The organism is Mycobacterium pseudokansasii, assembly GCF_900566075.1.
Taxonomy (GTDB): Bacteria; Actinomycetota; Actinomycetes; order Mycobacteriales; family Mycobacteriaceae; genus Mycobacterium; species Mycobacterium pseudokansasii.
Genome location: NZ_UPHU01000001.1, coordinates 3,284,933 through 3,309,306 on the forward strand (window position 1 = coordinate 3,284,933; position 24,374 = coordinate 3,309,306).

The window sequence follows — 24,374 nt, forward strand, 5'->3', positions numbered from 1 at the left end:
CGTAATTGGATCGTACGAAAGGATCGGCTTCGATGCGCAGCGGGTACGCCGGCCTGCCCTTCACCACCTCGACCCCGGAGATCGCGTCCGCGCTCGAGGACGTCAGCATCCCGACACTGTTGCTGTCGCTGGTGCACATCACCGGCGACTGCCGTTTTATTCGTGACTTCAAGCCGATGGGGCTCTTCCTCAACGAAGTCCAGGGGTTTATGTCCGAGGAGGACAAGGCCCGCGCCCGCGCCGAAGCCTTGGCGGTGATCTCGCAGTATCGTGACCGCGGCTGCCCCGAACCCGAGCCGCTGAGCATCGACCTGATCCGAAAAATGATGGATTGGGCGGCCTGCGAACACGTTGCCGACGACTACCTGCCCCTGGTACTGGAAGAGATGGACCTCGACGGGGTCGATCCACGCCGGCCCGCCCCCATCCCGTCCGAGCGCGCCGCCCAGCTGCCGGTCGTCGTCATCGGCTGCGGCGAATCCGGCATTCTGGCTGGAATCCGGTTGAAACAGGCAAACATTCCTTTCACCATCATCGAGAAGAACGCCGGCCCCGGCGGAACATGGTGGGAGAACACCTATCCCGGAGCCCGTGTGGACGTGGCGAACCATTTCTATTGCTATAGCTTCGAACCCAACAATGACTGGACACATTTCTTCGCCGAACAGTGGGAGCTGCGAGACTATTTCACCCAGGTGATGGACAAGTACGGCGTGTCCGGCCAGGTGCGCTGGGACACCGAGGTCCTGGCCGCCGAGTGGCGCGACGACGACGGCATGTGGACGGTTTCGTTGCGGTCGCCCGACGGCCAGACCACCGTGAACGCGCGGGCCGTCATCACCGCGGTCGGTCAGCTGAACCGACCGCATATCCCGCCATTCGATGGTGCCGGCACGTTCGCCGGACCGTCGTTTCACTCCGCGGCCTGGGACCACTCCGTCGACGTGACCGGCAAACGGGTCGCGCTGGTCGGGGCGGGCGCCAGCGGCTTCCAGATCGCGCCGGCGATCGCGGGCGACGTCGAGCGTCTCACCGTCTTCCAGCGCACCGCGCAATGGATGTTTCCCAACCCGATGTACCACGATTGCGTCGGCGACGGGGTCCGCTGGGCGATGCGGCACCTACCGTTTTATGGCAGGTGGTATCGGTTCCTGCTGCTGTGGCCGGGAGCCGATAAGGGACTCGACGCGGCGCGTGCCGACCCGGATTACCCCGATCAGGACTATGCCGTCAGCGAGATGAACGCCGCGGCGCGGATGATGTTCAGCCAGTGGATTACCAGCCAAGTCGGCGACGACCATGAGCTGTTGGCGAAGGTGATGCCCGACTATCCCGCCACCGGTAAGCGGACACTGCAAGACAACGGCAGCTGGCTGCAGACCTTGCAACGGGACAACGTCGAACTGGTGCGCACGCCGATCCGGCGAATCACACCCGGCGGCATCGTCACCCAAGACGGTCAGCCATACCCCGTCGACGTCATCATCTACGCGACCGGGTTTCGTCACACCGACGTGCTGTGGCCGCTGAAAATCCTCGGCCGCAACGGGATTGACCTGCGCGACAGCTGGGGCAGCCGACCTTATGCCTATCTTGGCATCACGGTTCCGGAGTTTCCCAACCTGTTCCTCATCTACGGGCCCGGCACTCATCTGGCCCATGGCGGTAGCCTGATCTTCCAGTCCGAACTCCAGATGCGCTACATCAATCTGTGTCTGCAACACCTGATTGCCGCCGACGTACATTCGATGGAGCCGACGGCTCGAGCCGCCGCTGACTGGCATCAGCGTACGCAGGCCGAAATACAGCAGATGGTGTGGTCACATCCGGACGTCAAACACTCTTACTTCAAAAACGCCGACGGGGAAATCCATACCGTCAGCCCGTGGCGGCTCAGCGAGTACTGGGCGGCGGTGCGAGAACCGGACTGGTCTCAATTCATTCTGCGACAAAGAAAGTGAGCACCCCGACATGCGCACGGTAGTCATCGACGGGCCGGGAAGAATCCGCGTCGATACACGTCCGGACCCGACGCTTACCGGACCCGACGGCGTCATCGTCGCCGTGAGCGCCGCCGGTATCTGCGGTTCCGATCTGCACTTCTACGACGGCGACTATCCACTGGCCGAACCGGTCGCCCTCGGTCACGAAGCGGTCGGCACCGTCGTCGAAGCCGGACCGCAGGTGCGTTCCGTCACGGTTGGTGACCAGGTCCTGGTGTCCTCGGTGGCCGGCTGCGGCGGCTGCGAGGGGTGCGCTACCGGCGACCCGGCGATGTGTCGTTTGGGCCCACAGATTTTCGGCTCCGGCGCGCTGGGCGGCGCGCAGGCCGACCTGCTGGCAGTACCTGCCGCCGACTTCCAGGTGCTCAGGGTTCCCGGCGGGATCACCACCGAACAGGCGCTGCTGCTCACCGACAATCTCGCCACGGGTTGGGCGGCCGCCCGCCGGGCCGACATACCGTTCGGCGGCACGGTAGCGGTCATCGGCCTGGGCGCGGTGGGGCTATGCGCGGTGCGCTCCGCATTCCTCCATGGCGCGGCAACGGTTTTCGCTGTAGACCGAGTCGAAGGACGCTTGCGCCGCGCCGCGGGATGTGGCGCCACACCCGTCGACTCGCCGGCGGCGGAGACCGTTCTTGCCGCCACCGGTGGCCGTGGCGCGGACGCGGTGATCGACGCCGTCGGCACCGACGCGTCCATCACCGACGCGCTGACCGCGGTGCGGCCCGGCGGCACCGTCTCGGTCGTCGGGGTCCATGATCTGCGGCCGTTCCCGCTTCCGGCCCTGGCTTGCCTGTTGCGCAGCATCACGCTGCGACTGACGATTGCGCCGGTGCAGCGCACCTGGGCGGAGTTGATCCCGCTGCTTCGGTCGGGCCGCCTCGAAGTCGACGGCATCTTCACCACGGCGCTGCCGTTGGACGAGGCGGCCAAGGGCTACGCGATAGCGGGGTCCCGGTCGGGCGACGACGTGAAGGTCCTGCTCACCCCTTAGTAGCCGTGATGTATTGGGAGTGCATAAAACTGTCGATCTGCACGTCCACCTCCGGGGGCGTCATTCCGTAACCGGCCTGCAACTCGAGGGTGTTGCGGACGGGTCCGACGACCCACCCGCGGTCGGCCAGCCATTCTGCCGGGTTGGTCTTGTCGTCATAGCTGAGAGCCGAGAAGTCTACGTTCCCAGACAGATTGACCCCGGGGTGGGTCGCTTCCAGAGCGGCGAGCTGCTGGTGGTCAAGGCGTGTGCCCAGGGCGCCCACGGCCACTCGACTGCCGGGTGCCGACAGTTCGTCGATCCTTGCGAACAGCGCGTCTTGGGCTTCACCGGTCAGATACATCAACAGGCCTTCCATCGACCAGGCGCTGGGCTGTCGCGGATCGAAGCCGGCCGTTTTCAGCTGTTTCGGCCAGTCGGTGCGCAGGTCGGCGGCTACCTCGGTTCGGTGGGCTTTGGGCTCGGCGTCTCGCTGGGCCAGGACGCGCGCTTTGAATTCCAGGACCTTGGGCAGGTCGATCTCGAAAACTGTTGTCCCGGATGGCCACTCAAGCCGGTAGCTGCGTGAGTCCAGGCCGGCGGCGACGATCACCGCCTGACGGAGTCCCGCGTCGGCGGCCGAGCGGAAGAAGTCGTCGAAGAATCGGGTCTGCACGCCATAGAGGCGGGGGAAGGCCGTCTGGTCGCCGGAGGTTACCGGGTTGGCAAGCAGCTCGCTCAAATAGGGGTCCCCGGACGCGTCGACGCACTGTTTGGCGTATTCGTCGTGGACCAGCGGGTGTGGGCCGACGGCATGCAGCGCGCGCCATCCCGCCACCAGCAACGCGGTGTAACCCACGCTACTGACGATGTCCCACTGGTCGTCGTCGGAGCGAAGCGATCCGAATTCAGGTGTTGTCACGGGCCGTCCTCTCGTGTCACAGCTCCAGCATTACCGTCACTGGGCCGTCATTGACCAAATCCACGTGCATGTGCGCGCCGAAGACCCCGGTTTGCACGTGTGCGCCAAGGCCTCGCAACGCTTCGGCGAACACCGCCACCAGCGGCTCGGCCACAGCGGCCGGTGCGGCGGCGTTCCAGGAGGGCCGCCGGCCTTTGGCCGTATCCGCATAGAGGGTGAACTGGCTGACCACCAAGATCGGTGCGTCGACGTCGCAAGCGGACTTCTCGTCGCTGAGAATCCTTAAGGTCCAAAGCTTTTCGGCGAGCCGCTGCGCCTTGTCGGGATCGTCGGCGTGGGTGACGCCGACGAATGCCAGCAGGCCCTGCGGCTCCGGCCGGATGACGCCGACGACCTTGCCGTCGACTACCACCGCCGCCGATGAGACCCGCTGGACCAGAATCCGCATGGAGTTCGATGCTGCCAGGACGGCTTTGACCGCGAACGCGCTGGGTAGTCTCGTCGTATGTCGGTGCTGGTCGCGTTTTCCGTCACTCCACTGGGCGTGGGCGAGGCTGTCGGCGAGATTGTGGCCGAAGCGGTTCGGGTGGTCCGTGATTCCGGCCTGCCCAACGAGACGGATTCGATGTTCACCGTGATCGAGGGAGATACCTGGGAAGAAGTGATGGCGGTAGTGCAGCGCGCGGTGGAGGCGGTGGCCGCTCGTGCGCCACGGGTGAGCACGGTGATCAAAGCGGATTGGCGTCAGGGGGCGGTCGATGCGATGACCCGAAAAGTCGCGTCCGTGGAACGCTATCTGTCACCTTGAGTCTGCACGGCCGCGGTGAATGCGCGCTCGGCGGCGTCGCCGTGGACCGCGAACACAATGCGCTCGAGGGAAGCCGCGTGGTGCCGACGAACCGTGTCGACCATCAGTCGTGCCGCCTCGTCAACCGGGAATCCGCCTACGCCGGTGCCGAATGCCACCAGGGCCAGCGAACGGCAGCCCAGCTCGTCGGCCTTGCGCAGGGTCGATGCGGTGGCGCGGCTGATGATCTCGGCTGAGGTCGGGCCGCCGAGTTCCATCGTCGCCGCGTGGATGACGTAGCGCGCCGGCATCATGCCCGCGGTGGTTTCGACCGCTTCCCCAAGCCTTAGGGGCGCCTTCTCGTTTGATTCGCGCTGCACTTCCGGTCCGCCGGCGCGCGCTATCGCCGCGGCGACGCCACCGGCGTGGCGAAGCTGGGTGTTGGCCGCGTTGGTGATCGCGTCGAGTTCGAGCTTGGTTACGTCGGCCTGAAGTACCTCTAAGTCGATCATTCACACATTCTCGCGCGCCGCGCACCGGCAATCACCCACCGAGCGCCACGAGCAGATCCGGTCGAAAGGGCTGCGATGACGGCACCGGTATGCAGGCAACGCACGATGCGTATCAGCCCAGCTGCGCGGACCGGCCGCGTCGACAACCTTGTCGGGCCGCCGGTCGGCAACGTCACAAATCCCGCGCGGCATATGCGCGACGGCGCGCCCATGAAATTTCCACCGAAACCTGAAATCTCGGAGTGTGTTGTGCGTACGGTATGAGTTCCTTCGGGGGTCGACGGATGCGCCCCGTCTGCGACCGGCCGCAGTTGCCCCGCAAGTCATGGCGAACCGTCAGCTAGGTCGAGTAGTTTGACTCGAGCGTAGAAACCAGGCGCGTTGCGGAAAGGCAGACAAATGGCTCTTCGTCCTATCCCAGCACCGGCCCTACGCGCATGAACGCCGATACGCCCTCGGAGGGTTCGCCCGGCCAGCCCGGCCAGCCCGGTGAACCCGGCCAGCCCGGTGAACCCGGCCAGCCGGGCGGTCCGGGCGGGGCAGGCGGCCAAGGCGTTGCCGGCGGAGCCGGGGGGAGAGGTGGCGCCGGAGGTCGAGGCGGACAAGGTGGCCGCGGCGGTGCCGGCGGGCCGGGTGGCCACGGCGGCCCGGGTGGCCAAGGCGGTCGGGGCGGTGACGGCGGCATGGGCGGAGCACCAGGCCCCGGCGGTCAGCCCGGTCAGGGCGGGGCGGGCGGCCCCGGTGGCGCCCCCGGCGCGGGCGGGCAGCCGGGCCAACCCGGGCAGCCGGGCCAACCCGGCGAACCAGGCCGACCGGGCAACTAGCACCCCGCCGGACGCCTGCGTCCGACTCTGGGGCGGGCAGCGGATCGGCCACATTGTCGCGTAGTTGGTAACCGGTTGGCACCGACGTACTTTCAACACCGCGATCTCCGGTACGTAGGCTCATTCCGGTGAGCGCACGCGCGGGCATCGTCGTTACCGGAACCGAAGTCCTCACCGGACGAGTGCAAGACCGCAATGGCCCCTGGATCGCCGATCGGCTGCTGGAGCTGGGGGTCGAACTGGCTCACATCACCATCTGCGGCGACCGCTCCGCCGACATCGAGGCGCAACTGCGCTTCCTGGCCGACCAGGGCGTGGACCTGATCGTCACCAGCGGCGGCCTGGGGCCGACGGCCGACGACATGACGGTCGAAGTGGTGGCCCGGTTCTGTGGCCGCGAGCTGATGCTGGACACCGAGGTCGAGAACACCATCGCCAACATCCTCAAGAAGCTCATGGCCCACTTCAACCCGGGCGACTTCGAGGCCGTCCGGGCCGCCAACCGCAAGCAGGCCATGATCCCGGCCGGCGCGCAGGTACTTGACCCGGTGGGCACTGCACCAGGTGTCGTCGTGCCCGGAAAGCCGGCGGTGATCGTACTGCCCGGACCGCCGCGCGAGCTACAACCTATGTGGCACAAGGCCATTCATACACCCGCCGCGCAAGAGGCGATCGCCGGCCGAACCGTCTACCGGCAAGACACGATCCGGATGTTCGGCCTGCCCGAATCCGGCCTTGCCGAGACCCTGCGGGCCGCCCAGGCATCCATCCCCGGCTACGACCGGCTCGAGATCACCACCTGCCTGCGACGCGGCGAGATCGAAATGGTCACCCGCTACGAGCCGCCCGACGCCGACGTGTACGGGCAACTGACCGTGCTGCTGCGGGACAAGCACGGCCAGCAGATCTATTCCGAAGACGGTTCCCAGGTCGACGATGTGGTCGCCCGGATGCTGGCCGGCCGCCGGATAGCCACCGCGGAATCCTGCACCGCCGGGCTGTTTTCGGCACGGCTGACCGACCATCCCGGTTCCTCGGACTACGTGGCCGGTGGCGTGGTCGCCTATTCCAACGGCGCGAAAACAGAACTACTCGGCGTCGACCCCGCACTGATCCAGACGCACGGCGCGGTGTCCGAACCGGTGGCCCGGGCGATGGCGGCGGGTGCGCTGCAACGCTTCGGCGCCGACACCGCTGTCGCGATCACCGGGATCGCCGGACCCGGCGGGGGAACGCAGGAAAAGCCGGTGGGAACGGTGTGCTTCACCGTGCTACTCGACGATGGCCGCACGGTTACCCGCACGCTGCGGCTACCCGGAAACCGGTCCGATATCCGCGAGCGCTCGACGACAGTGGCCATGCACCTGCTGCGGCGCACCTTGAGCGCCCCGTAGACTACGCGACTTGCGTTGGCAGAAGGGCACTTTCGGCAGTACCGAAGCGGACACCGGTGGCGTCCTTGCCGACCATGGCCAGGATCGCAACCATGGTCAGCACCGGTACGATCGTCGCCGCCAGCGCAAAGGGATACCCGTGCGACGCGGCCAGGTGTTCCTGAATGGGCAGGTTCAGTGCCGCCAGCAGGTTACCGAGCTGGTACGTCACACCGGGATACAGACCGCGAATGGCGTCCGGCGACATCTCGGTCAGGTGCGCGGGAATCACCCCCCAGGCGCCCTGCACACAGACCTGCATGAGGAAGGAACCAAGGCACAACATCGCCGCGGTGCGGGAGTAGGCGAACAGCGGCGCGATCGGCAACCCCAACACCGCGCAGAACGCAATCGTGTAGCGGCGGCCGAATCGCTGCGACAGCGTGCCGAACACCAGCCCGCCGATGATGGCGCCGACGTTGTAGACGACCGCGATCCAGCGGGCGGTCACGGTCGACAGCCCCGCCCCCTGGTCGGCGGTCGCGGTCAAGAAGGTCGGGTAGACGTCCTGGGTGCCGTGGCTCATCCAGTTGAAGGCGGTCATCAACAACACCAGATAAAAGAACCGGCGGATGATCGCGGCGTTGCCCAGCACGTCGCGAATTCGGGTTTTGGTGAGCCGCATCCGGTCCTGCGCGGCTTCCCACACCTCAGACTCCTTCACCCGGTAGCGGATGATCAGGCTGATCAGCGCCGGGATGATGGAAAGACCGAACAGCCAGCGCCACGACAGACCCAGCCAGTTCACCACCAGCAGGCAGGCCAGGGTGGCCAGCAGATAGCCGAACGCGTAGCCCTCCTGCAGCAGCCCGGAGAAGAACCCACGCCGACCGACCGGAACCTTCTCCATGGCCAACGCAGCACCCAGCCCCCACTCGCCGCCCATCCCGATGCCATACAGCAGGCGCAGGATCACCAGTACGGTGAAGTTCGGCGCGAAGGCGCACAGGAATCCGACCACCGAATACAACATCACGTCGACCATGAGCGGAATGCGCCGGCCGACGCGGTCGGCCCACAGCCCGAACAGCAGCGCACCCACCGGGCGCATGGCCAGGGTGGCGGTCGTGACGAATGCAACTTCAGTCTTGGTGTGGTGGAAGGTTTTTGCGATGTCGGCATAGACCAGCACCACGATGAAGTAGTCGAAGGCGTCCATTGTCCAGCCCAGGAACGCCGCAATGAACGAGTTTCGCTGGTCGACGGTCAGCCCCGGTGTTGTCACGTCAGCATCGTGCAGCACGGGTGCGATTCCGCGAACCTTGGGGTATGGCAAGCGCGCGAGTAACTTCGGGAACATGCGAATCATCGATGCCGACGGACACGTCGCCGAAAACCCGTCATTGGCCATCGAAGCACTCAAGCGCTGGCCGGAATACGTGCAACTCAGCAGCGACGGACGACCAGGGCTGCGGATCGAAGGCCGCAATTACCCGGAGGACACGGGACCCGGCGCGGGTTGCCCACCCCAGCACGGGATCACCACGGCAGGCGACATCCACACCGCGACCGCCGAGGGTGTCCTGGGTGACGCCGACCGCGATCACCTCGACACGATGGTGCTGTATCCCAGCCTGGGGCTGTGCGTGCCCAGCTTGGAAAACCCCGATTTCGCAGCGGGTTTCGCGCGTCTGTACAACAAGTGGATCGCCGATTTCTGCGCGCCGTCCAAGGGCCGGCTACGCGGCGTCGCCGTGACCCCGATCGAACACGGGCAGGTGGCCATCGACATCATGGCCGAGGCCAAAGACCTGGGACTGGTCGCCACCCTGGTTCCGCCGGCACTCAAGACGCGCAACCTCGACCATCCTGACCTCGACCCGTTCTACGCCGCCGCCGTTGAGCTGGAGATGCCGCTCGGGATCCACGGCGCCCCGGGTATCCACCTACCCAAGATCGGGGTGGACCGCTTCACCAACTACATCCAGGTGCACTGCATCAGCTTTCCGTTCGACCAGATGACCGCGATGACCGCGCTGGTTTCCGGCGGCGTCTTCGAACGCCATCCGCGATTGCGGGTCGCCTTCCTCGAGGCGGGTGCCGGCTGGGTTCCGTTCTTCATCGACCGCTTACATGAGCACTACGAGAAGCGCGGCGACTGGATCGAGGGCGGCTGGCGCCGCGACCCGCACGACTACTGGCGGGCCGGCAACATCTGGGTGACCTGCGAGCCCGAGGAGCCGATTCTGCCGGGTGTGGTCGACGTACTCGGCGACGAGTTCATCATGTTCGCCAGCGACTACCCGCACTGGGACGGCGAATGGCCGGAGAGCACAAAGCATCTGCGCACCCGGTCCGACATCAGCGAAGAGTCGCGGGAAAAGATCGGCGGCCGCAACGCCCAGCGCTTCTATGCGCTGAATTGATGGCAGGATCGGCGTATGGGCCCTTTTCTGGTTCGTGCGGCGTTGACGGGGTTTGCGTTGTGGGTGGTCACCCTGTGCGTTTCGGGGGTGCGCTTTGTCGGCGGTGATACGACGCTGCAGCGGGTCGTCATCATCTTCGTCGTCGCGGTGATCTTCGGATTGGTTAATGCGATCATCAAGCCGATCGTGCAATTCCTGTCGATCCCGCTGTACATCCTCACCCTCGGTCTTTTTCATATCGTGATCAATGCGTTCATGCTGTGGATCACCGCCCAGATCACCAAGGACACCACCCACTGGGGTCTACAGATCGACCATTTTTGGTGGAGCGCAATCTGGGCGGCGATCCTGTTGTCGATCGTGAGTTGGCTATTGTCGCTGCTGACTCGCCGCGCCGCGCGCAGCCGCAGTTAGCTGACCCGTCAGCGCGCCCGCCATCGCGGCGGTCGCTTCTCGGCAAAGGCGCGCGGCCCCTCTTTGGCGTCCTCGGTCTCGAAGATGCGGTCGCTGTGCCGGGTCTCGTTGTCGTATGCCGACTCCAGGTCAAGTGCCAGGCCTTCGACGGCGGATTGCTTTGTTGCCGATACCGCAAGCGGAGCGTTGGCGGCGATACGCGCGGCGTAGTCATAGGCGGTATCCATCAGCCGGTCGGCCGCAACCACGCGGTTGATCAGCCCCATGGCCAGCGCGCGCTGCGCGTCCACCAGGTCGGCGGTCAGCAGCAGTTCCATCGCTAACGCGTAGGGGATCTGGCGCGGCAGTCGCACGGTACTGCCGCCGCCCGCGAAGAGTCCGCGGTTGGGCTCCATCACCGCGAATCTCGCCTCGGGCACCGCCACTCGGATGTCGGTCAAGCCCAGCATTTCGAAGCCGCCCGCGACACACGTGCCGTTCACCGCTGCGACAACCGGCTTGTAGAGCGGGAACCGATGCAACACGGCATGGATGGCGTCGTCCTTGTTCCATCCTTCGGGCCGGGGACGATCACCGGTCAGCTCGGGGATGAACTTCTTGAGGTCGGCTCCGGTACAGAAGTCGTGCCCAACGCCGGTGACGACGGCGACCCAGGCATCGGCGTCATCGCGAAAGGCGGCCCAGGCGTGGGCGAGGTCGCGGAAATGCGCCATGTCCAGAGAGTTGCGCGCCTCGGGCCGGTTGATTGTGATGGTGACAATGTGGTCGAGGTGGTCATGCAGCGTGTAATCGATGCTCACCGCGTTATTGGCCGGTTTCTCCTAGCAGTAGCAAGCTTGATCCGGATACAAGCGTGATCCAGATAGTAGTGATGTCGCCGCGCCCGGTGGCTCGCACAGCCAAGAACGTGCCCGCCGCCATGAATTGCGCAAAATTTGGTATTGGACATCCTTCTATTTCAGGATCTGTTACACATATGCTTACTACCACTGTGAAAACAGGGCACTCCTAGCCACGACGATCACCCGCGCGCCTTCCCGCAGCCAGGACGGCAGCACTTAGCACCACACGACGGACGGGACGTTGCACAAGATGGACACTGTCGCGCTCGGAGCATCCTCCGGTCCCGCGAGCACGCGGCTGAGTTTGCAACTAGGTGACGCGCAAAGCGGTCTACGGGCAGTCACCGAATCTACCGGCTCGGCTGTAGTGGTCCACGTCGGCGGCGACATCGATGCCAGCAACGAGACAGTCTGGCAACGGTTGGTGACCCGCAGCGCCGCCATTGCCATCGCGCCGGGTCCGTTCGTCATCGACGTCAGAGACCTCGAGTTCATGGGGTCGTGCGCGTACGCCGTGCTGGCGCAGGAATCGGTGCGGTGCCGCCGTCGTGGCGTGAACCTGCGGCTGGTCAGCAACCAGCCGATCGTGGCCCGCACCATCGCCGCGTGCGGCCTGCGTCGCCTGCTGCCGATGTACACCTCGGTCGAGAACGCGCTGGCGCCGCCGGCCTGACACTCATTGCGCGCCGACGAGGCGCGCCACGTCGCGCGCACATCCCCACGACAGCGTTACTCCGTTGGCGCTGTGACCGTAGTTGTGAATACACCGCGCCCGGCCGAGCGCCTCGGATTCCACCCGCACCGATGGACGGTCGGGACGCAGCCCCGCGATCGTCTCGATCACCGCGGCCTGGCCAAGCCGCGGCTCGATCCGCCGGCAGCGCTGCAGGATCCTTTCGGTCACCGCGGGGTCCGCAGTCGTGTCCCAGCGGTCGGCGATGCTGATGCCGCCGCAGACCACGCGCCGCGGGTGGGGGAAGTAGCAGACCCATTCCGGGGCGTCGTTGCGTTCCAGAAATATCTGCTCCAGACCGGGATTGGTCATGACAACGTGCTGGCCGAACAGCGGCCGCATCGTGTCGTCGCCGGTCAGCTCTGCGGCGCCGAGACCGGCGCAGTTCACCACGATCGGTGCGGCGTCGGCGGCATCGGCCAGCGACCGCACCGGACGGATCTCGATCCCGCAGCCGGCCGCGGCCAACCGCTTGGTCAGGTAGTCAAGGTATTGGGGCATGTCGATCATGGGCAGCGTGGAGCAAAACCCCGCCGGAAAGCCCTCGGGTAGTTCGGCCGGATCGGCCGGCCGTAGGTCGGGGATCAACGCGACCTGCGGCGGCAGCGCCGCGCCCACGGGTACGTCACCGACAGTCAGGGCCGGTGCCATGCGAACTCCGGTGGCGGGGTCCTTGGCGAGTTCGCCGAACACGTGCAGTGATTCCGCCGTCCAAGCCAGCGTCTTGGCGACAGGTTCGGTGAATACCGGGCCCCACACGGCCCCGGCCACCGCCGAGGTCGTGTCCTGCGGCATCGCTGCGGTCCAGACGTGCACCGGCCATCCCGCTTCGGCCAGGCATAGCGCTGAGGTCAATCCGCTGACGCCAGCACCGATGACGACGACCTGTTGCACACGGTCAGCCACAGCAGCGTCACCCCGCCGTCAGGACTGTGGCACCCGTTCGCCGGTCGGGCCGAGCAGCCCATTGAGGATCGCCAGATCGGTTTGCAGCTGGGCGCCTGCCGCAGGCCCCGGAACTTCCGCCGGCGCAGTGCCCTCGCCGGTGATCTGCCAGGGCTGGCAACCGGATGTCCTGAATGCCTTGTCGGTCGGCTGGATCTGCACTACCTGCGGCTTCTTGCTCAGGGCATTGTCGAGCAGGGCGCCGTCGGGATTGCCTAACCGCTTCCAGTAGCAGGTGCCGTTACCCACAGGCCCGGCAGAGCTGTAGGTGCCCGGCGCGATGTCGGCGCCCACCGTATAGGTGCCGTCGTGATCGATGGTCGTCTTGGGCGCGGGAGGCGGTGCCGGCTGCGGGTCGGCAGCCGCCACACCAGCGGACCCGGCCCAGCCCGCGAGGATCAGCCCCCCGGCGAGAAATCCGGCAGCTGGCGCCTTCGAACTCATAGCTCAGCAGCCTACCGGGGCGGACAGCCAATTTCGAACCGCCGTCACGGTACGAATCACTCGCAACGGTGAGGACCGACCACGTGGCGCGTGTGGAATCGCGCGCAAGACCAGGGCACGACCGGCGATCGTCGTTTCCGTGAACGGGGGTTGGGGTATCCACCATGACTGCGGGCGCCTAGCGGGACCATGGTGGGCCGCAACGCAACTGGAGTCGACGACACAGGTGACGGGGTCGAGAGAGGGGAGGACATGATGCTGTGGCTTGCCGTGCTGCTCATTGTGGCGAGTGTGGCGTCGTTTGCCGTGGGCTTTGTGCTTGTCACGAACGGCACCGCGGTGGCGCCACGCCGCCGCGCCGACGAAGACCCCACCGGTATCAAGAGGGCCGCCTCGCGGGTGGCGTGGCCGGACGTATTCCGGCGAATGCCCAGTAGTTTCGCCGTCATGCTGGACGAAAACGCCGACCGCAGTGACCGGCTCGCGGCGGTTGGATCCCTCTGTGTGCTGATTGCCGTCCTGGCCTGGTGCATCGCCGTCTTGGCGTTGATCACCACCTTCGTGTGAGTCCGAAGTTAACGCAGCAGTTCCCGGGGCCGGAAGCCAAATCACGGGTCCAGTCGGGTGACCCGCCCGGCGTAACCCAGCGCATGCTCGTAGGTCTTGAGGTTGTCGCGCGAAATTGCCGCGTGCACTGGGCGTTCGAGGAAGAAGCGCAACAATGGGTTATAGGCGTGATAGGTCTCGTGGAACGTCAGTGTGGTGCTGCCGTCGGGCTGTTTGTCGAGTTGGTGATAGCCCTCGGCGCGCGACCACAGCGGCGCGCCGACGGCCACATATCGTGACAGCTCGTTGATCTTTGCCTCCGTGACGGTCTCGAACGACCGCCCCTTGCCACCGGACAGCAGGTACTTGGGCACCTCGAAAATGCAGGTGCGGACCAGACCTTCGCCGGCCTCGTCTCCCTCATGCAAAATTTCCATGCTGCCCGTCGGCCACCGGAGCACCCGCGGCCGCGGAGAATTCGGCGGCGCGGGCGGATGCAGCACCCGCCACACCTTGCTCGGGGGCGCGTCGACGTGAAATCGCACGGTGTAGGACTGCATCAGCTTTCTCCAATAGGCTGTTCCCAGGTATCCCAATACGTGATGGTCTCCACGGGCGGCCGCGCGGCCGGACGGAAGTCGGTGCCGACGGTGTAGGCCACCGGGAACAGCGCAGCCTGGGTGACCGTATCCGGGACACCGAGCACCCCGGCTACCTCTTTCTCCTTCGCCAGATGCATCGTCGTCCACACCGATCCCAATCCGCGGGACCGCAGCGCAAGCAGGAAGCTCCAGCCGGCCGGGATGATCGACGCCCAGGCCGACGCGGCGACCAGCCGGTTACTTTCGTCGATGCGCTGCTGCAGACAGGGAATGACATGCACCGGAACCCGGGCCAGCGTCTCGGTCAGGCCGAGCGCGCTGCGATACACCCGCTGGGTCTGCGGATCGGACGCGGTGGCCGCAACCCTGGCGAGATACTCGGCGCCGACGCTGCGGTAGATGTCGGCGATCGCGGCGCGCTTGTCGGCGTCGGTGATCACTAGCCAGCGCCAATCCTGGGCATTGCTGGCGGTGGGCGCCTGGGTGGCCAGCCGCAGGCACTCGAGAATCACCTCACGGCCGACAGGCCGGGTCAGATCGAGGCGTCGGCGCACCGACCGCGTGGTGGTGAGCAGCTCGTCGACCGAGGCTAGGTCCACGTGAAGTCCATTTGTGTCCTAGATGTCGATCGCGCAGGAGTGGTCGACCCCGAGCACTGTCAGCGAACGTCCCAGGCCCAGAAACACCGCGACGCACAGCGTCAGATCGAGGATTTCCGCATCGGAGAACGCTGCTCGCAGCCGCCCGAAGAATGCGTCGTCAAGCGACGCGTGGTCGGTGGCGAAGCGCTCGGCGAACTCGATGGCAAGGCGTTGGCGTGGCGTGTAGCCCGGGTAGCCGGCGTAATCCGCGACGTGGTCGTAGAGCTCGGGCGCCGGGGCTTTCGGGCCGGCGTCCAGCAGTGACGGCGCACGAAAACCCGAGCACGCGACGCAGTCGTTGATCTGCGCGATACGCATCCTGGCCAGCTCGCGCTCGTCGGCCGCCACGATGCTCTGCTGGTAGGCGTCGCGGATCATCCGCTCGACCATGCCACCGAGCTCGGGACGCAGCGTCCAGATCATCGCGGCTTCGCCGCCGGGACCGTCCGGCACGTCAAGTCGGGTCATGCGCGAACTCCTGCCGGGTGAATACGACTACCGATCGGAGCAAACCAGATTCTCGGCTCGACTGTCCAGATGTGCTTCGCAGTTCCGGGCCGGGTGTGCGCCCATGTGGCGGGGCGGGGCCGAACCGCGGGCGGTGGCCGCCTGCTGGCTCGCCGAACGCCCACTGGGTCGTTGAACATCGAGTCTTGCTGCTTACGGCCTCGGTTCTGCGGCCCTGGCATCGATCCTGCGGCCACCGTGTCGAGCCTGCGTCCAGGACATCGATTCTGCGGCCATAGACGCCATACGCGCCTTGGATTCAAGCGGTGAGCGCAGGCTCGATGCCACTTCGCCAATCGGCCGCATCCGGCCCTCGGCGGTGGCGTGGCGGGCGATTGCGGCCGGGGTTCCTCAAACACGAACGGGCACAGCGGGATACGGACATGCCGCTCCCGTTCGCGGCCGGTGTCCTAGCTGGCATCCGATGCGGCCTCGGCCAACCCCGACGTGGACAGGCCGGACCCTCGGGATTAGCGTCCGTGGACGAGGGCGTTGACCGGGCGGCGCCGCGTGGGAGGTCTCGGCGTGCTGTTCATGCACGAGGTACACAAGGTACGCGGGCGCGCAGAGGATGATTTCGAGATCGCGTTTCGCGACGGCCGGATGCCGATGCTCGCCGCCGGCGACGACGCCCGCCTGCTCTGGTATGCCGATCACGCACATGGCAGCGGCCCGGCATACACCGTCGTCACCATCACCGCCGTCGAAGACGGTGCGGGATGGGAACGCCTTGCGCGGCGGGTGCAGAAAGGCGATCTGCAGAAGTGGATGCGCGAACTAGACGAGCTTCGTCACGACGTCGAAGCCAAACTGCTGGTGGCGCTGCCGTAGTCGCCGCTGCAGGACGTGTCCTTCGCGGAGGTGCCGTCCGATGGGCGCGAGCACGAGCTGACCCTCTACCTGGAAGACACCATGTGGCCCTATCAGGAGAAGTTCGAGGAGTACATCGACCGCAGCGGCGCGGTATATGCCCGCAGCCTGGAGCGGCCGCAGTCGATGCTGACCATCCAGGCCGCTTTCCAGCCCGCGTTGGGCAGCCACCTGCGGCGGGAGGTGATCTTGATGCAGCGCATCCGGCGGCCGGAGGCCCTGCTGGAACTGCTCCGGACCCATATTCCGCCCGAACACCGCGCCCCGGGCACCTGGCTGTACGACGCCCTGGACCTGCGCGACCAGTGGACCAGCCGGTTGCTGCGCACCTGCGCGTGGTCACCCCTGTATTAGGCCGCAGATGAACATCGGCACCATCATCGACGCGCCGGCGGCCGGCACTGCCGACCGGGCGGCGCTCATCATCGGTGAGCGCTACATCAATTATGGCGACCTCGGTGCGGCGGTCCGGCAGTGCGCCGCCGGCCTCGCCGTCCATGGGGTTGGACCCGGCGAGCGCGTCGCCGTCGTCGACGGCGGAAGCCTGTTGTCGATCGCGACCGTGCTCGGGGCGGCGCGGATCGGCGCCGCAGCGGCGTTGATGAACCCGGCGCTGACTCCCGCAGAGCTGCGGGTGCTGCTGGAAAACGCCGGCTGCTCGCCGGTGGCGGTTGCGGGGGCTGCCTACGCAGACCGGGTCCGCGACGCCGGCGCGCTGACGGTGGTGACAGACCTCGTCGACGAACACCGCGCCGTGGCGGCGTTGCCGACTCACGACGTCGACGACCGCGAGGCCTTGATCTTGTTCACCAGCGGCACAACGGGACTCCCCAAAGCGGTCGGCATCACCGGCCGGCAGCTCACGACGCGGATCCAACGGATGTCGCCACCGTTTCGGGCGGACGCGACACCGTCGGTAAGGATGATGTGCGTTCCCTTCTTCCATGTCGGCGGTGCTCTCGGCATGCTGGGCAGCCTGTACTCGGGCAACACTTCGGTGGTGCAAACACGTTTTGACGCCGGTGAGTGGTTGCGTCTGGTGTCGCAGCACCGTGTTACCGCCACCTTCTTGGTGCCGACGATGCTGCAGCGCATTCTCGACCATCCCGACTTCGCCTGCACCGATCTCACCTCGCTGGTCGCCATCGCCTACGGAGCCGCCGCCGCGCCCATCGCGTTGGTGCGCCGGGCGATGGCGGCACTCCCTCATGTGGCTTTCGCCAACGTGTTCGGTCAGACCGAGACACTCGGCGCCTATACGACGCTGCTGCCCGAGGATCATCACGACCCGGCGCGGGCGGGATCCGTCGGCCGTCCGCTGCCCGGAGTCGAGGTGCGGGTGGTCGACCCCGCCACGGGCGCGGACGTCGCGCCGGCAACAGTCGGCGAGTTGTGGGTCAAGACGGCCCAGAGTGTCACCGACGGGTGGCTGCGCACCGGCGACCTCGGCCGCGTGGATGCCGACGGCTACCTCTACCCGACCGGCCGGGTGAAGGACACCATCAACCGCGGGGGAGAGAAGTTCGGGCCGATCGAAGTGGAGGAGGCGCTGCGTTCCCACCCGGCGGTGACCGACGTCGCCGTCGCCGGAATCGCCGACGCGGAGATGGGCCAGCGGGTGGGGGCTGCGGTGGTGGTCCGCAGTCCGGTGACGCTGGACGAGCTGCGATCGCATTGTCGCGATCTGATCGCGTATTTCAAGCTGCCCGAGAAGTTGGCGATCATCGAGGCCATCCCGTACAGCGCGACCGGCAAAGTCAATCGCCGTCAGCTGGCCGCGCTGATCTCGGGCGAGGATTGAGCTGGAGGGTGAACGGGAGTTCGGATGCTGTTTCTGCATGAAACCCACCAGGTGGTCGGCGCGCGGCAGGACGAGTTTCGAGACCGCCTACCGGGAAGGCTGGATGCCCACACTGGCCCACGACGACGACGCTCGGCTGCTCTGGTACACCAATCACGCGCACGGTTCGGGGGCCTCCTACACCGTCGTCACCATCACCGCGATTACCGACGGCGCTGCCTGGGAGCGACTGGTACGTCGCGCCCAGCAGGGCGACCTTCGGCCCTGGATGCGCGAGCTCGACAATCTCCGGTACGACGCGACGGGCAAGATCTTGCTGCCGGTCGATTGGTCCCCGCTGCAGACGGTGGACCTGGCGGCGGTCCCCACCGACGGTGCGACCCATCCGTTGAGCCTGTTCATGGAGGACACCGGCTGGCCCTACGCGCCGCTGGACGACTGCATCCGCTCCTGGGACGAGATCTACTACCGGCCGCTGTCGAAGGCCCCAGCCGGCATGCGGATACTCGACATCCAGGCCTGCTTCCAGGTCGCACATGGCAGCCACCGGCACCGAGAGGCGATGCTGTGGCAAAAGGTTGACGATTCCAACAACTATGCGGCGCTGGTGCAGCTGCTGACCAACGACGCTCCGCCGGAGCACCGAGGGCCGGGCAGCTACATGTACGAGGCGCTGAAACACCGCGACCAGTGGCAGAGCCGGCTGCTGCGAACATCGGCGTGGTCGCCGCTTTACTGATTCAGGATTCGTGCGGCCGCGCGGACCATGTGATGCACGATCTCAGCGGCGGGGCGAACGTCGTGGATAAGTCCTATCGCCTCGCCGACGAGTACCGTGATGACGTCGAAATCCTCTGCCGCAGTCGCCCTTTCGAATTCGCTGAGCACCTCCGGCAACCGGGCCGACAATGCGGCCTCGTGGCCGCGCCACCTCGCTGTCAAGGCATTGCCGACCATCCGGGCGTCGTATTCGTCAGGCCAATCACGCTGCCGCACAATGTCATAGACTCTGGTGCGCACTGTGTCGTCACCGCCGGCGTCGATACCTCGCTGCTGGGCTCGCGGTGACACCAGCGCCTCGGTCGCCGCCCAGAACCGGGTGCCGACGAGCACGCCGTCGGCCCCGAGCGCCAGCGCGGCCGCCAGTCCACGACCGTCGGCGACGCCGCCTGCGGCCACCACCAGCGTTTCCGGCGAGCGTTGCGCCACGAGGTCGACGACGTCGGGCACCAGTGTGAACGTCGACCGGGCGCCCGTTCCGTGCCCGCCCGCCTCGCCGCCCTGGGCGACGATGATCTGCGCGCCGGCTGCCACGGCAAGGCGCGCCTGGTGCAGAGTGTGCACCTGAGCGGTCAGCGGAACTCCGGCGCCGCGAATGCGCCCGGCGAACCGCGTCAGATCACCGAACGACAGCATGATGGTCGCGGGTTGCTGCGCCAAAGCGTTGTCGAGCAGCCCGGGATTACCTGCCAGGCTCCAGGTGATGAACCCGTATCCGACTCGCGCACCGTCGGTTTCGTCGATCTGGGCTTGCAGCCAATCGGCCTCGCCGTAGCCGCCGCCGACGAGGCCCAGACCCCCGGCCGCGGTCACCGCCGCCGCGAGCCTGCCCCCAGAAACCAGGGCCATCGGCGCGAGCAGTATCGGATGTTCGATCCCGAAGAATTCGGTCAGGCGGGTGGTCAGCGACATTGCCACACTCCTTCGAGCTCTCGGGTGAGTAACGTGCCCGGCCGCGGGCGAAAGAGCAGTCCTCTTCGCCGTTTTGGGTGACCGAGACCATCAGCGGCCGCACCGTCCGGCTGCTGCTTCGCCGCCGAATGCCACCCGTTACAGGCTAACGGCGGCGAAGCGCGCCCGCTCATATCGGCTTGGGCAGGCGACCTGCGGCCCGGCCCAAGCTAAAGGGTCTTTCGCCCCTACCCAGGTGGGGTATGTGTGTGGCATGCTGCGAATGCGGACAAAAAGATACGGAGGTATCCCGGGAAACCTGACCAGACAGCCACTCGTGCGGCGTAAATCGCGATCCAAAGCCCGCCAAGTGACGCCTCTAGCGGAATGGAAGCCCCTGCCATGTTCAGCGGCATCACTAGTCACGTCGGCGCCTTGGTTAGCGCCGTCGTGGTGGTAACCGGCACAGCAATTCTCCGGGGCGGCGCAGCAGCGGCCGACCCGAACCAGGACGACCAGTTTCTGGCGCTGCTCGAGAAGAAAGAAATCCCTGTCCTCTCAAATGTGCCCCGCGTGATCGCCGCAGCCCACAAAGTTTGTCGCAAACTCGATGGCGGCATGCCGGTGGACGAAGTAGTCGACGGGCTGCGCAACGACGCGTACAACATGGACCCGACCTTGCGCCAATACCCGCCCAGGCGCGTCACGTCCACCATGACCCGATTCGTCACCGCGGCGGTGGAGATCTACTGTCCGTACGACCGGGGCAAGATCGCTTCCATCACAGCTACTCCCGCGCCGCAATCGAATGAACCGACCCGCTGGATCGCCACGTACAACCGAGATGCAGTCGATGTGGGATGCGAGGTACTGACGCTGCCGGCGTTGGACGTGACCACCATGCCGGCGACGTGGCACGAACCGACCGGCATCGCTACAACGCGCCTGCCGTTGATGGATCGCAGTGCTGTCATGGAGGATCGCCACGGAAACCGGTCGGCCGGTAACGCTCTTGGCACGATGCTGGCTTCGCTGATCGCATCCGTTCCCGAGGGGGATCCCCAGCTACCGAGCCCGCCGCAAACTCCGGCACCACCGCCGCCGACCGCGCACATCGTGACACCGCCCGCGCCGATCGCGACACCGCCGCCATCAAAGCGATCGCCGGCGCCACCACAAGAACCGCCGCCACCACAAGAACCGCCGCCACCACAAGAGCCGCCGCCACCTCTGCAAGAGGTGGAGCTTCCGGCTGATGTTCCTCAGCCCGGAGCCGGCCCCGGTGGCAGCGGCGGTGGCGGCAATGGTGGCAGTGGTGGCAGTGGTGGTAGTGGTGGTAGTGGTGGCGGCGGCGGTCCGGTGCAGCCGTCGCCGGCACGCCCCTCGCCACCGGGCGTTATCAGGCTCGCGCCGTAGGGGAGCACGCACGTCCACGCCTGCCCGTCACAACAACGATTCCACCGTGCGATCAACTGCGCCGCGGCCCGCAGTGGCCGAATCCGGCACAGCGACGTCTGATGGGTTTGCTGGGCGACTTACGCGCTGCGGCAGCGCTCTTGGGGCGCCGAAGCATTCGTCACGGATCGGGGCCGCTGACCATGAGGCGATTCATTGAAGCGTTATCGCCCGTGATATCGCCTGTGTGTCTGACATGCAGGGCACCTCGGTGACGTTGGTGGAGCGCCGTGCCGGACAATCCGTCGATGGGGTTGCAGATACCGTCGGTGCACGACTCCGGCCTCGCGCCGCCCGGTAAGCACGCCGCGAGCGCGTTCGCCTACGGCTTTCCGGTCGAAGCCCACCGCAACCAACACGGCCACCTCAAAAATGAGATGGCTCAACGTGTTATCGACAAGATCACCCGCTCACCCCGAACTGCGAAGACATTGTGATCCGCCAGATCATCTGCGCGCCGCACATATGCAAACGAATGTTCGGCACCCCCGCCGCCGCTTTCTGGCACGGGCTGCTGCACCCCGATTTGATGGGCCCTAACCGTCTGGGACCCAGAGGATTTCGCGACTTCCCGATTCCGATCGACGGTCTGTATCTCGGCTGCGCCGGATGCGATGGCGGTCCCGGCATCACCTTCATTCCCGGTTACAACGCCGCCTATCAGGCACTGGACGACCGGTAACCGACGGGATCGGTCAGCCTCCGAACGTTCCGGTGAGTTGGGCCTGCGCCGTGGTGGCTCGCGTTATCGCCTCAGCCGCCTGCAACCCGACCAATCCTGGGGGAAGCTGCAGCGTGGCCGGAAGCTGGTACAGCGTGAAACGGTAGTGGTGAGTCCCGGTGCCCGGCGGCGGGCAGGGCCCGCTGTATGCGGCCTGGCCACCCGAGTTCGGCAGGCTGGTGCCTCCAGCAGGAGTCTGACCATCCGCGGAGCTGCCGGCTCCGGGAGGAATTCCGATCACGATCCAGTGGACGTAGTTTCCCCCGACCGCGTCCGGATCATCGACAACTAACGCTGCCCCCAACGGCGCAGACCAGCTCAGCGGCGGCGCGACGTTGGCCCCTTTGCAGGTGTAGTGCACGGGGATGGGCGCGCCGTCGGCGAACGCGGGACTGCTGATCGTCAATGGCCCGCCGGCGGGTGCCGCCTTCGTCATGCCTGCCGTCAGCAGGGTCGGCACCGACGAAGGCGTTCGAGTGTTGCCGCCGCCGCCGTAGCCAACCAATGCCAGCACCAGAGCGAGCCCCGTGAAAGCCGGGGCGACGGACTTAAGTAGATGCGCCGCTACGAGTTTCATATGGACAGTGTCGCGCTCAGCGACCGCGGAATAAAGCGGTTTCACCCGCCGGATGCCGCCGATCGACGATCAACCGTGCGCCCCCGCCGCGCCTTAGCCGGCGCGCCCCTTGACCGCCAACACCCGGTCACGAAGGCCTCGGGTAGCAGTGTCCATCACGCCTTTGGCACCTCGACGGACCAGGAATCCCGGCAACGGCACCAGCAGGTCCACGGTGAGATCGAACCGAACCCGGGTGGAATCGCCGTCCGGGGTCAGCGTGTAACGGCCCTGCTGCCCGCGTTGTTGTTTGGCGCTGGCCAAGGTCCAGCTCACGCCGTCGTCGTGAACCGAGTAGTCCAGCACTTGCTCATCGCCGACGCCGACGATCTTGACCTCTTGTCGAGATTTGGTTGGACGGCCTTGATTGTCGCGCTCCAGGATTTCGACCTTTCGATGGATCGAGGACCACTCCGGCAACGATTCGAGGTCGAACAATACGTCCAGGATTTCCTTGGGCGTCGCCTCGATGATGAGCTCGCGGGACTCGGTGACGGCCATGGGAAAAAACATAACCAACACCGCGCCGGCTCAAACAACCGAAATCGTCGACTGTGACGACGACCCTGGCAACGCACCGCCATCCGGCGTTCCAGTCCTCAGGGGATCAGGACAACCTTGCCGATGTTCTCCCGTGCCGCCAGAATCCGGTGCGCTGCCGGCGCTTCCGCGAACGGCACAGTCGCATGAACGATCGGCCGGGCCGTACCCTCGTCAAGAGCCTCGCGCAGCGGCGTGATCCAGGGTTCGAGGGTGCCACGGTCGTCCCACAACCGCAGCATGTTGAGACCGATCACGGTTTTCGAGTCCTCGAGTTGCTTCATCAGATTGAAGCCGCGCAGCATCGACAACGCATGCGGAGCCACCCGGCGCAACGAGCGCTTCTCGCCGTGCTGCATGTTCGAAATCCCGTATCCGACCAGCCTTCCCCCGGGGCGCAGCAGATCGTAGGACCGCCGCAGCGAGGTGCCGCCGAGTGCGTCGAGCACGAGGTCATACCGCCCCAGGCCCTTCCACCAGCCCTCGCGGCGGTAGTCGATGGCACGATCCACGCCCAACTCGGCCAGCTTCTGGTGCTTTCCCGGCGAGGCGGTGCCGTGCACTTCGGCGCCGGCAGCCTTGGCGAATTGAATCACCGCGATGCCCACGCCACCCGCGGCCGCATGAACCAACACCCGCTCGCCGGCACGCAACGACCCGTAGCCGTGCAGTGCCGCCCACGCGGTCGCATAGTTCACCGGAACCGCGGCACCCTGCTCGAAACTCAACGCCTCGGGAAGCACCACCGAATCGGTCGCGGCCACATTCACTATTTCGGCATAGCCACCGAATCGTGTTCCGGCCAGGACACGTTCGCCGACCCGGTTTTGGTCGACACCTTCGCCGACGGCCTCGACCGTCCCGGCTACCTCGTAGCCCACCACCGCCGGAAGCTTCGGTGCATCCGGGTACAGGCCGACCCGGGCGAGGTGGTCGGCGAAGTTCACACCGGCGGCGCGAACGGCAATCCGCAGCTGGCCCGGACCGGGTGGCGGCGGGTCCGGCCGCTGCTGCACCTGCAGCACCGATGGGTCACCATGCTTGGTGATAACGACTGCACGCATTGTGTTCCTCCGAATCGGCTCGTCGAATCGCAGCACCCGGCCTTGCCGCAACCCCGCAAGCGGGAGTCCCCTGTGATTGAACACGCCGGCAATCCGTTTGTCGCCTGGTACCAAGCCGGACTGGCTGGGACGGCGGCCGGGC

29 protein-coding genes and 1 pseudogene are annotated in these 24,374 nt (G+C 66.3%); 16 read left to right on the forward strand and 14 right to left on the reverse strand.

Annotated elements, in window-relative coordinates:
* Positions 1-32 precede the first annotated feature (32 nt).
* On the forward strand, positions 33-1,961 hold the full coding sequence (locus EET10_RS14920; protein ID WP_036405268.1) for a flavin-containing monooxygenase: 1,929 nt from the start codon (positions 33-35) through the stop codon (positions 1,959-1,961).
* 10 nt (positions 1,962-1,971) lie between these two features.
* Complete coding sequence (locus EET10_RS14925; protein ID WP_036405270.1) at positions 1,972-2,997, forward strand: alcohol dehydrogenase catalytic domain-containing protein; 1,026 nt, start codon at positions 1,972-1,974, stop codon at positions 2,995-2,997.
* On the opposite strand, the gene EET10_RS14930 is transcribed toward EET10_RS14925, so the two are convergent.
* Together EET10_RS14930 and dtd are read right to left on the reverse strand one after the other, a co-directional pair.
* Positions 2,987-3,898 (reverse strand): class I SAM-dependent methyltransferase, encoded by a 912-nt coding sequence (locus tag EET10_RS14930; protein ID WP_122502257.1) that lies wholly within the window; start codon positions 3,896-3,898, stop codon positions 2,987-2,989. The genes EET10_RS14925 and EET10_RS14930 overlap by 11 nt on opposite strands.
* A 16-nt stretch (positions 3,899-3,914) precedes the next feature.
* A complete protein-coding gene (gene dtd / locus EET10_RS14935) occupies positions 3,915-4,346 on the reverse strand; it encodes a D-aminoacyl-tRNA deacylase (RefSeq protein ID WP_036405273.1) in 432 nt (143 codons plus the stop codon).
* A 57-nt stretch (positions 4,347-4,403) separates the two neighbouring features.
* Here dtd and EET10_RS14940 point away from each other — a divergent pair, with 57 nt between their 5' ends.
* Entirely contained in the window at positions 4,404-4,706 is a 303-nt protein-coding gene (locus EET10_RS14940; RefSeq protein ID WP_036405275.1) for an MTH1187 family thiamine-binding protein, read from the forward strand.
* Here EET10_RS14940 and EET10_RS14945 read toward each other — a convergent pair.
* Positions 4,691-5,197: a macro domain-containing protein gene (locus tag EET10_RS14945; RefSeq protein ID WP_036405277.1), complete on the reverse strand. Its 507-nt coding sequence runs from the start codon at positions 5,195-5,197 to the stop codon at positions 4,691-4,693. The two genes, EET10_RS14940 and EET10_RS14945, sit on opposite strands and share 16 nt — an antisense overlap.
* A 489-nt stretch (positions 5,198-5,686) precedes the next feature.
* On the opposite strand from EET10_RS14945, the gene EET10_RS29190 reads away from it, so the two are divergent.
* Together EET10_RS29190 and EET10_RS14955 are read left to right on the forward strand one after the other, a co-directional pair.
* Positions 5,687-6,085, forward strand: a complete 399-nt coding sequence (locus EET10_RS29190; RefSeq protein WP_063468138.1) for a hypothetical protein — start codon at positions 5,687-5,689, stop codon at positions 6,083-6,085.
* A 64-nt stretch (positions 6,086-6,149) separates the two neighbouring features.
* Positions 6,150-7,415, forward strand: coding sequence for a competence/damage-inducible protein A (locus EET10_RS14955; protein ID WP_483237947.1), 1,266 nt, complete (start codon positions 6,150-6,152; stop codon positions 7,413-7,415).
* A 1-nt stretch (position 7,416) separates the two neighbouring features.
* On the opposite strand, the gene EET10_RS14960 is transcribed toward EET10_RS14955, so the two are convergent.
* Positions 7,417-8,679 (reverse strand): sialate:H+ symport family MFS transporter, encoded by a 1,263-nt coding sequence (locus tag EET10_RS14960; RefSeq protein WP_099188403.1) that lies wholly within the window; start codon positions 8,677-8,679, stop codon positions 7,417-7,419.
* Positions 8,680-8,752: 73 nt separating this feature from the next.
* Between EET10_RS14960 and EET10_RS14965 the strand changes: the two genes are divergently transcribed.
* Together EET10_RS14965 and EET10_RS14970 are read left to right on the forward strand one after the other, a co-directional pair.
* Positions 8,753-9,820: an amidohydrolase family protein gene (locus tag EET10_RS14965; RefSeq protein ID WP_036405282.1), complete on the forward strand. Its 1,068-nt coding sequence runs from the start codon at positions 8,753-8,755 to the stop codon at positions 9,818-9,820.
* A gap of 15 nt (positions 9,821-9,835) precedes the next feature.
* Entirely contained in the window at positions 9,836-10,234 is a 399-nt protein-coding gene (locus EET10_RS14970; protein WP_036405283.1) for a phage holin family protein, read from the forward strand.
* Positions 10,235-10,242: 8 nt separating this feature from the next.
* On the opposite strand, the gene EET10_RS14975 is transcribed toward EET10_RS14970, so the two are convergent.
* Complete coding sequence (locus tag EET10_RS14975) at positions 10,243-11,034, reverse strand: enoyl-CoA hydratase/isomerase family protein (protein WP_063468137.1); 792 nt, start codon at positions 11,032-11,034, stop codon at positions 10,243-10,245.
* Positions 11,035-11,326: 292 nt separating this feature from the next.
* On the opposite strand from EET10_RS14975, the gene EET10_RS14980 reads away from it, so the two are divergent.
* Complete coding sequence (locus EET10_RS14980; RefSeq protein ID WP_036405286.1) at positions 11,327-11,749, forward strand: anti-sigma factor antagonist; 423 nt, start codon at positions 11,327-11,329, stop codon at positions 11,747-11,749.
* A gap of 3 nt (positions 11,750-11,752) precedes the next feature.
* Here EET10_RS14980 and EET10_RS14985 read toward each other — a convergent pair whose 3' ends face one another.
* Positions 11,753-12,715, reverse strand: coding sequence for an FAD-dependent oxidoreductase (locus tag EET10_RS14985; protein WP_099187310.1), 963 nt, complete (start codon positions 12,713-12,715; stop codon positions 11,753-11,755).
* Between the two features lie 18 nt (positions 12,716-12,733).
* Positions 12,734-13,198, reverse strand: a complete 465-nt coding sequence (locus tag EET10_RS14990) for an Rv1352/Rv1906c domain-containing protein (protein ID WP_122502258.1) — start codon at positions 13,196-13,198, stop codon at positions 12,734-12,736.
* A 255-nt stretch (positions 13,199-13,453) separates the two neighbouring features.
* Here EET10_RS14990 and EET10_RS14995 point away from each other — a divergent pair, with 255 nt between their 5' ends.
* A complete protein-coding gene (locus tag EET10_RS14995) occupies positions 13,454-13,765 on the forward strand; it encodes a hypothetical protein (RefSeq protein ID WP_136622950.1) in 312 nt (103 codons plus the stop codon).
* 41 nt (positions 13,766-13,806) lie between these two features.
* Here EET10_RS14995 and EET10_RS15000 read toward each other — a convergent pair whose 3' ends face one another.
* Genes EET10_RS15000 through EET10_RS15010 form a run of 3 tightly spaced genes read right to left on the reverse strand, consistent with a single transcriptional unit; the run spans position 13,807 to position 15,455 of the window.
* Positions 13,807-14,304, reverse strand: coding sequence for an SRPBCC family protein (locus EET10_RS15000; protein ID WP_036405292.1), 498 nt, complete (start codon positions 14,302-14,304; stop codon positions 13,807-13,809).
* Complete coding sequence (locus EET10_RS15005) at positions 14,304-14,945, reverse strand: nitroreductase family protein (RefSeq protein WP_036405294.1); 642 nt, start codon at positions 14,943-14,945, stop codon at positions 14,304-14,306. Before EET10_RS15005 ends, EET10_RS15000 begins: the two co-directional genes overlap by 1 nt.
* An 18-nt stretch (positions 14,946-14,963) precedes the next feature.
* Complete coding sequence (locus tag EET10_RS15010; protein ID WP_036405295.1) at positions 14,964-15,455, reverse strand: carboxymuconolactone decarboxylase family protein; 492 nt, start codon at positions 15,453-15,455, stop codon at positions 14,964-14,966.
* Between the two features lie 564 nt (positions 15,456-16,019).
* On the opposite strand from EET10_RS15010, the gene EET10_RS30870 reads away from it, so the two are divergent.
* The 4 genes from EET10_RS30870 to EET10_RS15025 are packed head-to-tail and all read left to right on the forward strand — an operon-like array spanning position 16,020 to position 18,904.
* Positions 16,020-16,325, forward strand: coding sequence for a hypothetical protein (locus EET10_RS30870; protein WP_246013638.1), 306 nt, complete (start codon positions 16,020-16,022; stop codon positions 16,323-16,325).
* A gap of 15 nt (positions 16,326-16,340) precedes the next feature.
* Positions 16,341-16,718 carry a hypothetical protein gene (locus EET10_RS30875; RefSeq protein WP_244601950.1) on the forward strand — a complete coding sequence of 126 codons (378 nt, stop codon included), beginning with the start codon at positions 16,341-16,343 and terminating at the stop codon, positions 16,716-16,718.
* A 7-nt stretch (positions 16,719-16,725) separates the two neighbouring features.
* On the forward strand, positions 16,726-18,165 hold the full coding sequence (locus tag EET10_RS15020; RefSeq protein WP_036405297.1) for a class I adenylate-forming enzyme family protein: 1,440 nt from the start codon (positions 16,726-16,728) through the stop codon (positions 18,163-18,165).
* 37 nt (positions 18,166-18,202) lie between these two features.
* Positions 18,203-18,904 carry a hypothetical protein gene (locus EET10_RS15025; protein WP_246013639.1) on the forward strand — a complete coding sequence of 234 codons (702 nt, stop codon included), beginning with the start codon at positions 18,203-18,205 and terminating at the stop codon, positions 18,902-18,904.
* Here the strand turns inward: EET10_RS15025 and EET10_RS15030 are convergent.
* A complete protein-coding gene (locus EET10_RS15030; RefSeq protein ID WP_036405300.1) occupies positions 18,898-19,857 on the reverse strand; it encodes an NAD(P)H-dependent flavin oxidoreductase in 960 nt (319 codons plus the stop codon). The two genes, EET10_RS15025 and EET10_RS15030, sit on opposite strands and share 7 nt — an antisense overlap.
* Positions 19,858-20,238: 381 nt before the next feature.
* Between EET10_RS15030 and EET10_RS15035 the strand changes: the two genes are divergently transcribed.
* The 3 genes and pseudogenes from EET10_RS15035 to EET10_RS32310 form a co-directional block, all read left to right on the forward strand.
* Positions 20,239-21,252 carry a DUF732 domain-containing protein gene (locus tag EET10_RS15035; protein WP_122502798.1) on the forward strand — a complete coding sequence of 338 codons (1,014 nt, stop codon included), beginning with the start codon at positions 20,239-20,241 and terminating at the stop codon, positions 21,250-21,252.
* 287 nt (positions 21,253-21,539) lie between these two features.
* Positions 21,540-21,728, forward strand: coding sequence for a hypothetical protein (locus EET10_RS32305; protein ID WP_425461690.1), 189 nt, complete (start codon positions 21,540-21,542; stop codon positions 21,726-21,728).
* 68 nt (positions 21,729-21,796) lie between these two features.
* Positions 21,797-21,973: pseudogene (locus EET10_RS32310) on the forward strand (NAD(P)/FAD-dependent oxidoreductase); the annotation flags it as partial.
* 13 nt (positions 21,974-21,986) lie between these two features.
* Here the strand turns inward: EET10_RS32310 and EET10_RS15045 are convergent.
* The 3 genes from EET10_RS15045 to EET10_RS15055 all read right to left on the reverse strand — a co-directional run bounded on the left by EET10_RS15045 (position 21,987) and on the right by EET10_RS15055 (position 24,232).
* Complete coding sequence (locus EET10_RS15045; RefSeq protein WP_122502799.1) at positions 21,987-22,589, reverse strand: YbhB/YbcL family Raf kinase inhibitor-like protein; 603 nt, start codon at positions 22,587-22,589, stop codon at positions 21,987-21,989.
* A gap of 93 nt (positions 22,590-22,682) precedes the next feature.
* Positions 22,683-23,129, reverse strand: coding sequence for an SRPBCC family protein (locus EET10_RS15050; protein ID WP_036405483.1), 447 nt, complete (start codon positions 23,127-23,129; stop codon positions 22,683-22,685).
* A 98-nt stretch (positions 23,130-23,227) separates the two neighbouring features.
* Complete coding sequence (locus tag EET10_RS15055) at positions 23,228-24,232, reverse strand: synaptic vesicle VAT-1 family membrane protein (RefSeq protein WP_036405303.1); 1,005 nt, start codon at positions 24,230-24,232, stop codon at positions 23,228-23,230.
* Between the last annotated feature and the right edge of the window lie 142 nt (positions 24,233-24,374).